This is a genomic window from Natrinema limicola JCM 13563 (assembly GCF_000337475.1).
GTDB classification, from domain to species: domain Archaea; phylum Halobacteriota; class Halobacteria; order Halobacteriales; family Natrialbaceae; genus Natrinema; species Natrinema limicola.
The window spans coordinates 1-7940 of sequence record NZ_AOIT01000041.1 but is presented as its reverse complement, the minus strand read 5'-3'; the positions used below and the strand labels follow the sequence as shown (position 1 = coordinate 7940).

The following is a 7940-nucleotide window of genomic DNA, read 5'->3' as shown; positions in this document are numbered from 1 at the left end:
CCCGAACACGGAAGATAAGCCCGCCTGCGTTACGGTGAGTACTGGAGTGGGCGACCCTCTGGGAAACTCGTTTCGCCGCCTCCACTCATACTCAATACAGTAGCCCCACACAGCCACCGCGAACGCGGTTGCTCTGTGGGGCTTTCTGCGTTTAATACTCACCACTACTTACTATTACACTACTCACTCTTTACAGTGACAACTGAACGATATATAGCGGCCGTACAGCCGGTGTGCAGTAACTTCCAGTCGCTACTTCAGCAAGTCCGCGACGTACTTAAACTGACCAGTCTCGAGTGCGAGCTCACTCTGGATAGAGAACGTGTACGCCCGGAACACTAACGTCCAGCCTCATCCCGTGGCGGCATGCCGTGTCAGCTGGCTAACCCTCGTGCCGGGCGGGAGAACGCGATGCGTTCTCCGAGTACGACTGTCGCGTGCCCGGGTTCGCCGTACTGTCATCGCACCCGAATGGGTCTGCTCGGACGGGGACTAAAGGCACGCAGTTTCTCTAGGGACGCGGCCGGTTTAACTCTTGCAGGCTCGAGCCGTCCTGTCCTGTTGATCGTGTTGGATCACATGCGAATACAGTGAAGCCGGTCGCGGTGTGGATGGCATCTCATCTCACCGAGGGTGCCACTGCCACTAGGGTTTTTCATCGCTCGCTGTGGTAGAGAGGTCTCTCGAGGTGATACTGTGGGTAACGACGACAAGCAACGCGCGGCGGCGACGTGCGATCGCTGTGGAGAGATCGGTATCGTTCAGATCTGGCCCGACGGCAGTTTTCAGCCGCTCGGTCAATCGACGTTCTGTGACTGTGAATCGTCGGAACTTCGAGTGATCGAGACGGATCCGGATGAGTTGCCGTAATCCGTCGACCGACGTTCTCGAGGAGCTCGTGCGCTGTGGATGGTCACACTGCAGGTTATTAACAAGGCGATGGTAGCGGTCCAAGTGAGTCAAACAGCAGTGGCGACGAGCAGCGATCGGTTTCGGGCGATCGTGGTTGGTGTGCTTTACAGCGATTCCCTCTCGACTCCCACGTCGTCCTCTGAATAGACCACTTCAAATCGTCGGAGGAACTGCAATGACAGTCCAGTTTGGAACTGCCACACGCTCGGCGTGGCAACGGAAGTCCCGACAGCCGGCAGTATCAGACGGACTACTATACGTCAGTGCCGGTGGGACCGCGACTGCCCTGCGGTCCCATCGGAAAATCGGTACACCAGACCGTCTCAATAGAGATAGTCTGCTTCCGATAGCTGGACGTAGCGGCCGTCGCGGTATCCGAACTTGCGCCGTTTGTACGCTGTGAGGAGTTTCACTGCGTCGAGTCCGGCAGTGTATCGGTTGCTGAGCAGGATGTTATCACCGCTGTCGCCTTGCATATTGCTAACAGCATTAAATGCCCAGTCCCAGTCATCTGGATCGTAGTCGTTGACGATATCTGCGAAGGCCACGTTGCGCAGGATCTCGTCGCCAACTGCGCGTTTCCAGATGTCGTTGTAGTTTTCGAGCGAGTCCGTTCCAGCTAACCGGCCAGCGATTTTGCCGGTGCGGACGGCGACGTGATAGCCGCCCTCGTGGAACGCCGAGGTGGTTCCCATCGCGCCGCCGGCGACAGCGATGTTCGCGCCGACGGGCGACTCGATCGGTCGTGTCGACGAGATGGGGTAGGTTTCCGTCCCCTTGGACTTCCCGCGATCCTCGACGCGGGGAATGTCTTCCTCGATGTCGTACTCGTCGCCGTACTCCTGTTCGAGCAGGCGGCTGATATATTCCGCTCCCGACGGGAGTTTCTCGTCGTCGGGCCGCAAGAGCTTGTAGCTTCCTGGGTTGTCGACATCGTTGAGTTCCATCCCGATTGGCATCGTCAGCCCAACACGGGCGACTGTGCCGTCGTTTGGGAAGACCCACGGATAGGCAGTTTCGCCCGGCATGTATCCCCACCAGAACGTGAGGGTGTCCTCGAACTCCGCGAACAACTCCTTGGGGAACTCCCGGTACTCTTGGTACGCGATATGGTTCGCCTCCGGCGGCGAGAGGTAGTCGGAGACGCTTCGGCCCGGTGCGGTAAACTGATCGAGCGCCTCGAGCGTGATCCGCCGTTGTGGGCCGTCCGCGAGGACGACGTACTGGGCCTCGAGTTCGTCGCCGTTCGAGAGCGAAAGCGTGTGGGTCGGCCCCTGTGGACTCGTCGCTCGGAGGTCGGTCTCGAGGGATTTGACGCCGACACCGACACGCAGGTCGGCACCCGCCTCAGTCGCGCGGTCGTAGAGCCAGTCATCCATGCGTGCGCGGTGGAAGGTATAGCCGAACTTGGGATAGCTGGCGTCGATCCCGGTCGTCCGCAATTCGACGGCGCTGTTCGGGCCGATGAACTCCGTGGCCTCGAGTTCCTGCAGGATGACATCGTCGGGGATCTCACGGTAATCGAACCCCATGATGTCGATCCAGTAGTCGAGCATCCCGGCGGCATCGGTCGAATCCGGACCGAGCTCTTCTCGATCCTCGCGCGGGACCCCCTGCTCGAAGAGCACCGTCTCTGCGCCATGGGCGGCAGCCTGTTCGGCCGCGGACGCGCCTGCGGGGCCACCGCCGACGATCGCGACGTCTACGCGTTCCATACGCCGTTTGGACTCAGTGAGCCATTATAAAAACTGCGAGGGAGGTTTCGACAGACTGCGCCGGGTTCGATCGCTGGCTGTTTCGATACGGTGTTGACCGTTCCATCTCTCTGGTGCGAACGAGACGGTGCCGCGAGACGAACGCTTTTGAGCGCGCTGGGCGAGGGCATGACCATGAGCGATGCTGACGCGCCGGACGTACTCGTGCTTCGGAGGGGAACCCACGGAATTCCAATTGAACAGTACGCTGATGCAATCCGCGACCGACTCCCGGACCACACCGTCGCGCTTGCGCGCACGCCGGCCGCCGAGCGCGAGACGATCCGGGACGCGACGTTCGTCACCGGAATGACGCTCGAGGAAGCCCTCCTCGAGCACGCCGAGAACCTCTCGGTCTTCGCCTGTGCCTACGCAGGGACCGGCCATCTGCCACTCGAGGAACTCGAGAGCCGGGGTGTCACGGTAACCAACGCCTCGGGCGTCCACGGGCCGAACATCGGCGAGCACGTGCTGGGGTCGATTCTGTATTTCACTCGGCGGTTTCATGTCGGTGCGCGCCGCCAGCGACGCCGCGAGTGGCGACATTATCGGGCCCACGAACTGCAGGGGTCGACCGTCACCGTCATCGGACTGGGTGCGATCGGACAGGCGGTCTGTGAGCGCCTCGAGCCGTTCGGCGTCGAGACGATCGGCGTCCGCTACACGCCCGCAAAGGGTGGGCCAACCGACGAGGTGATCGGCTTCGAGAGCGAGGCGTTCGATGACGCGCTCGCGCGGACGGATTATCTCGTGTTAGCGTGTCCCCTGACGGAGACGACCCACGGGTTGCTCGACCGCGAGGCGTTCGTGACGATTGACCCCGATGCAGTGGTGGTCAACGTCGCTCGCGGTCCAGTTATCGAGACGGATGCGTTAGTCGAGGCACTGCGGTCGAATTGGATCCGCGGGGCCGCACTGGACGTCACCGATCCGGAACCGCTGCCCGAGGCGCATCCGCTGTGGACATTCGAGAACGTCCAGCTCACACCACATAACGCAGGCCACACGCCACAGTACTACGACCGACTGGCCGATATCGTCGCCGAAAACGTCTGCCGGATCGATGCAGACGGCGCGGATGCCGACCTCGAGAATCAAGTACTCCCCTGATCGGCAGCCGTTCACTGGCTGATATGGGCTGCTGTCATACGGACTCCTGTCAGTCATGTCCGGTGGGACCGCGACCCGCACTGCGGGCCCACCGGGACATCGGGACAGCAGACCGTATCAGTCAGTGACGGTCGGCCGCGACCGTCCTGCGGGCCCACCGGGAACCAGTGACAGGAAACCGTATGTCGGGGCAGGAACTGACCACGATCATACGGTTCCTCTCCATCACTAGATGGACGCTCGAGTGCGGGACGCCAACGATTCAGCAAGCCGGCAGTGTCCCTCACAGGTCCCCAGCAAACAGTACAGGTCTATACCCGCGACTCATCGTCCTGTTTGCGCTCGTCATTCGGTATCCTTCGGTATACTCTCTCGCCGTTTTTGGCTCGTGAGACGCTGGTGACTCGTTTGGCTGGTAACAGTGACACTGTCATCGTGTCCGACGACAGCAGTTTCGAGTGTCTTGTTACTGGCGTTCGGTAAGGACGACTCGTCCGGTCTGGTCGACTGAAATCCGATAGCCGGCGTAGGAAAACGTTACACAGCCGACGGTTTGGTTCGTCTCCCCGGCAGACTGAAACAGCGAATCGAGTGCAGTCGGATCGATCGCGTCGTACAGCGGGCCGAACTCGTCTGCGACCTCGAGGGCGTCCAGATCGGACGCTGCTGCGATCGCTTCGATGACCGCTTCGCTGAGCGGCTGGTCCGGCTGGGCCTGATAGGCATCGTATCCGTCTTGCAGACGTGATTCACAGAGAGCGGTTTCGGTTTCCATACCACGCCCTATCGGATCAACCAACGAAGTGACTCCGATTGAACAGTCAACGTTTTAAAACGGGGCGGCTCTCGGCTCCCCCTGTCAGAGATGAACGGTCACACGAGCCGCTGAACGGAAAGTCGGCTGTTAGCTGCTGACGCTAGAGATAGCCGTTCTCGAGCAGTAGTTCGCCGTTGAGCACGCTTGCGCCGGCCGCGCCGCGCATCGTGTTGTGTGCGAGACAGTTGTACTGCAGGCCGAACGTCGATTCGCGAATGCCGCCGGCGGCGATCGACATGCCGTCGCCGAGGGTGCGGTCGAGACGTGGCTGTGGTCGCTCGGGATCCTCGAAGACCTCGATCAGCTGGTCCGGCGAGGAGTACAAGTCGAGGCTCGGGTACTCGCGCATGGCCTCGGCGGCCTCGTCGGGGGTGAGGTCCTCGGCGGTCTCGACGAAGACGTTCTCGAGGTGGCCGTCGATCGTCGGGATGCGGTTACACGAGGCACCGACCTCGACGTCGTTGAGCGAGAGTTCCGCGCCGTCGAAGCTGCCGAGCAGTTTCTTCGATTCGGTCTCGAGTTTGTCCTCTTCGCCGCCGATGTGGGGGATGGCGTTGTCGATGATCTCCATCGAGGTGACGCCGTCGTAGCCCGCGCCCGAGACGGCCTGCAGGGTCGCGACGTGAACTTTCTCGAGGCCGTATTCCTCGAGGGCGGCGAGCGTGGGGACGAAGGTGATCGTCGAGCAGTTGGGGTTTTTGACCATCGCGCCGTCCCAGCCGCGCTCGTCGCGCTGGACCTCGAGCAAATCGAGGTGCTCGGCGTTGACTTCGGGGATTACGAGGGGGATATCCTCGTCCATCCGGCCGTTCGAGGAGTTCGAGGAGACGACGTAGCCGGCGTCACAGAAGCCGGGCTCGACGGCCTCGCCGACGCTCGAGGGGAGCGACGAGAACAGCAGGTCGACGTCGTTTGGAACGTCGTCGGGGTCGGTCGCCGTCACGGTCATGTCGGCGACGTCGTCCGGAATCGGACTGTCGACGCGCCATTTTGCGGCCTGCCGATACGTCTTGCCGGCGCTTGCGTCGCTTGCGGTCAGTGCTGCGATCTCGAAATCAGGGTGCGGGTCGAGCAGTTGGATAAGTCGCTGTCCAACAGCACCGGTCGCACCGAGTACGCCTACTCGTACTGCCATTTTCCGCCACTCAGAGTCGTGTCCGCAAAACCGTTTGGGTTTTCGGTAGCGCATGTCAGTCGACAGAGTTGCTCGAGTGAGTGGCTCTCCAATGCCAATCGAGCACAAGAGCGTGGCTGAGAGCGAGGACACGCCATCATAGGCGGGTCGCTAGTTCGGATAGAAGATATTAAGAAACGGGAGCAGTACCTAGGAACCGATGCACTACCGACAGGATCGACGCGAGGCCACTGGCCAGAGGTGGTTCCGATGACGAGTTCGACCGCGAGTACCCGCAACGGAGGACTGCTCGAGACGCCGTTTAGCATGGGTGCGACGGCTGTCGCGGCCGTGACTGCCCTGCTGTCCGTCTTTATCGCGTGGACGGGCTACAACGACGGCGTGTTCCCTGTGATCGGCTATCAGCTCGATATCTTGACCGGAGCCGTCGCGCTCGTGTTCGGGCTCACCCTCGCCCTCGTGGCGCTTACTGCTGCAGCCTACATGGAACCCGGGTTCGGCGAATAACTCGACTTTTGCGACGATTCGATATCGTTTCGCGAGCCCGATGAGGCCGTCGCTCTTCGTTGCACTCGGGCAGCTTCTCGGAGACGGGACCACTGATACGGACTACTGTCAGTCATGTCCGGTGGGACCGCGACCCGCACTGCGGGCCCACCGGGACATCGGGACAGCAGACCGTATGAAACGAGTGACACGCCGATCGCTATCGCTGTCGTGCGATCGGGTGTGCAGTGACGTTCCGTCGCTAGTATAAGAAAACCGACTTACGCAGGCACTTGCGCGCCTTTCTTTCGGGTTACGTATCCCGCGATGCGGTTACGAACACCTTTGGAATCGACGTTGGTGAGCTTCTCGACGCTTTCTTTGTTCTGTTCGAAGTCGGTCGTGAACGCCTCCGGGTACTGCTCCAGAAGGAGGTTGCCGGTCTTCTTGACGTAGGCCGGTTTGATTGCCATACAGGGGTTTCCGTCTAGAGGCCCTTATAACGCACCATTTCCACCGATTGACGACCATGGGGAATGGGGTACGTTGCGTCGCGGTACGCTGAAAGAGATCGGATTGAGACGAGATGACCACCTACTCGTGACTCTCTGTGGCCCTTCTCGAACGAGAGTCGCTGTGTGCGTCTGCCGTCTGTACCGGCCAGCGATGCGTTGTCGTCCACGAGAGGTGTCCCTCCCAACGAATCCTCTATTCCTCTACCTCAACGACGCCGAACGCGGCTGCGATCTGTCTCGCAAAGCCCGCCTCGACGACATCCGTGACGAGGATAATGAGAAAGACCGTGCCGAGTAAGATGTCCGCACCTGCGGGATCCGTCGGCGGCGTGGTCGTCTGCAGACGGATCGCAAACAGCGTTGCGACTGAAGCTGGAATGATCCCGCGCGGGCCGATGAAGCTGATAAACAGCCGCTCGCGGACCGGAAACGCCTCGCCAGCCGTCGAGAGGAAGACGACCAGTGGGCGCAGCACCACCGTCACCACCCCCACGACCCCAAGCCCGGCGATCCCGAGCGCGCGGAGTTCGGAGAACTCGAGCAACGCCGCGAGCGTGATGAACACGAACGAGAGGACGAGCAATGTCACGTCCTGATTAAGTCGCAGGATACCCTCTCGGTGGGGCAACTCGAGATTTCCGAGCGTAAAGCCTGCGGTAGCCGCGGCTGCGATGCCGGCTTCCGAAAACACCGAATCCGCGATCGCGAACGCGATAACGGCTCCGGCCAACGCGAGCAACCGGGCCGTCTGTGGCGCTGCTTGTTCCGGAAGGTCGACTCGCGTGAGGAGGTACCAGACGACGCCTGCAATCGCCAGCCCCGTGACGATTCCCAGTCCGAGCCGCTCTATGAACAGGAAGATGAACCCTCTCGGTGCGAGTTCCTGCGCCGTCATCGTCTTGAAGATGACGACTGCGAGGATCGCGGCGGTGACATCGTTGATGATGCCTTCGGTCTCGAGGATCGTTGCGATCTCCTCGCGGACGGAAATCACCGCGAGAATCGGCGTGATGACCGTCGGTCCAGTCGCAACCAGTAACGCACCGACGAGAAACGCGACGTCCCAGTTCGCATCGAGGAAGAGCCGCACGGTCAGCGCGGTTCCGAGAAACGACAGCGCTGCCATTGGTCTTTAGTTAGGCCTCAGTTGCCGGTTTGATGGCGGTAGCGAGTTGTTCCTGGAGAATCGGCCGTTGCTTGTGGATCTTCTG

At 61.0% G+C, this 7940-nt stretch carries 8 protein-coding genes and 1 rRNA gene; 4 read left to right on the top strand and 5 right to left on the bottom strand.

Going from position 1 to position 7940, the window contains the following annotated elements; translation table 11 throughout:
- Together rrf and C476_RS18970 are read left to right on the top strand one after the other, a co-directional pair.
- A 5S ribosomal RNA gene (gene rrf, locus C476_RS11505) occupies nt 1–84 on the top strand; the annotation flags it as partial.
- 612 nt (nt 85–696) lie between these two features.
- A complete protein-coding gene (locus C476_RS18970; RefSeq protein ID WP_008013067.1) occupies nt 697–870 on the top strand; it encodes a hypothetical protein in 174 nt (57 codons plus the stop codon).
- 365 nt (nt 871–1235) lie between these two features.
- Here C476_RS18970 and C476_RS11500 read toward each other — a convergent pair whose 3' ends face one another.
- Nucleotides 1236–2627: an NAD(P)/FAD-dependent oxidoreductase gene (locus C476_RS11500; protein ID WP_008013065.1), complete on the bottom strand. Its 1392-nt coding sequence runs from the start codon at nt 2625–2627 to the stop codon at nt 1236–1238.
- Nucleotides 2628–2801: 174 nt separating this feature from the next.
- Between C476_RS11500 and C476_RS11495 the strand changes: the two genes are divergently transcribed.
- A complete protein-coding gene (locus C476_RS11495) occupies nt 2802–3776 on the top strand; it encodes a D-2-hydroxyacid dehydrogenase (protein ID WP_008013063.1) in 975 nt (324 codons plus the stop codon).
- Between the two features lie 466 nt (nt 3777–4242).
- On the opposite strand, the gene C476_RS11490 is transcribed toward C476_RS11495, so the two are convergent.
- Complete coding sequence (locus tag C476_RS11490; protein WP_008013062.1) at nt 4243–4551, bottom strand: HalOD1 output domain-containing protein; 309 nt, start codon at nt 4549–4551, stop codon at nt 4243–4245.
- 142 nt (nt 4552–4693) lie between these two features.
- Nucleotides 4694–5728, bottom strand: coding sequence for an aspartate-semialdehyde dehydrogenase (gene asd / locus C476_RS11485; RefSeq protein WP_008013060.1), 1035 nt, complete (start codon nt 5726–5728; stop codon nt 4694–4696).
- Between the two features lie 249 nt (nt 5729–5977).
- Between asd and C476_RS11480 the strand changes: the two genes are divergently transcribed.
- Nucleotides 5978–6235 (top strand): hypothetical protein, encoded by a 258-nt coding sequence (locus C476_RS11480; RefSeq protein WP_394295556.1) that lies wholly within the window; start codon nt 5978–5980, stop codon nt 6233–6235.
- Between the two features lie 260 nt (nt 6236–6495).
- Here C476_RS11480 and C476_RS11475 read toward each other — a convergent pair whose 3' ends face one another.
- Together C476_RS11475 and C476_RS11470 are read right to left on the bottom strand one after the other, a co-directional pair.
- Nucleotides 6496–6687 carry a 30S ribosomal protein S17e gene (locus C476_RS11475; protein ID WP_008013056.1) on the bottom strand — a complete coding sequence of 64 codons (192 nt, stop codon included), beginning with the start codon at nt 6685–6687 and terminating at the stop codon, nt 6496–6498.
- A gap of 235 nt (nt 6688–6922) precedes the next feature.
- A complete protein-coding gene (locus C476_RS11470; RefSeq protein ID WP_008013054.1) occupies nt 6923–7855 on the bottom strand; it encodes a cation:proton antiporter domain-containing protein in 933 nt (310 codons plus the stop codon).
- Between the last annotated feature and the right edge of the window lie 85 nt (nt 7856–7940).

What these genes read in the sequence shown, in the direction of transcription:
- C476_RS11500 (WP_008013065.1), bottom strand. Translation starts at nt 2,627, where the DNA reads ATGGAACGCGTAGACGTCGCGATCGTCGGCGGTGGCCCCGCAGGCGCG.
- C476_RS11495 (WP_008013063.1), top strand. Translation starts at nt 2,802, where the DNA reads ATGAGCGATGCTGACGCGCCGGACGTACTCGTGCTTCGGAGGGGAACC.
- C476_RS11490 (WP_008013062.1), bottom strand. Translation starts at nt 4,551, where the DNA reads ATGGAAACCGAAACCGCTCTCTGTGAATCACGTCTGCAAGACGGATAC.
- asd (WP_008013060.1), bottom strand. Translation starts at nt 5,728, where the DNA reads ATGGCAGTACGAGTAGGCGTACTCGGTGCGACCGGTGCTGTTGGACAG.
- C476_RS11480 (WP_394295556.1), top strand. Translation starts at nt 5,978, where the DNA reads ATGACGAGTTCGACCGCGAGTACCCGCAACGGAGGACTGCTCGAGACG.
- C476_RS11475 (WP_008013056.1), bottom strand. Translation starts at nt 6,687, where the DNA reads ATGGCAATCAAACCGGCCTACGTCAAGAAGACCGGCAACCTCCTTCTG.
- C476_RS11470 (WP_008013054.1), bottom strand. Translation starts at nt 7,855, where the DNA reads ATGGCAGCGCTGTCGTTTCTCGGAACCGCGCTGACCGTGCGGCTCTTC.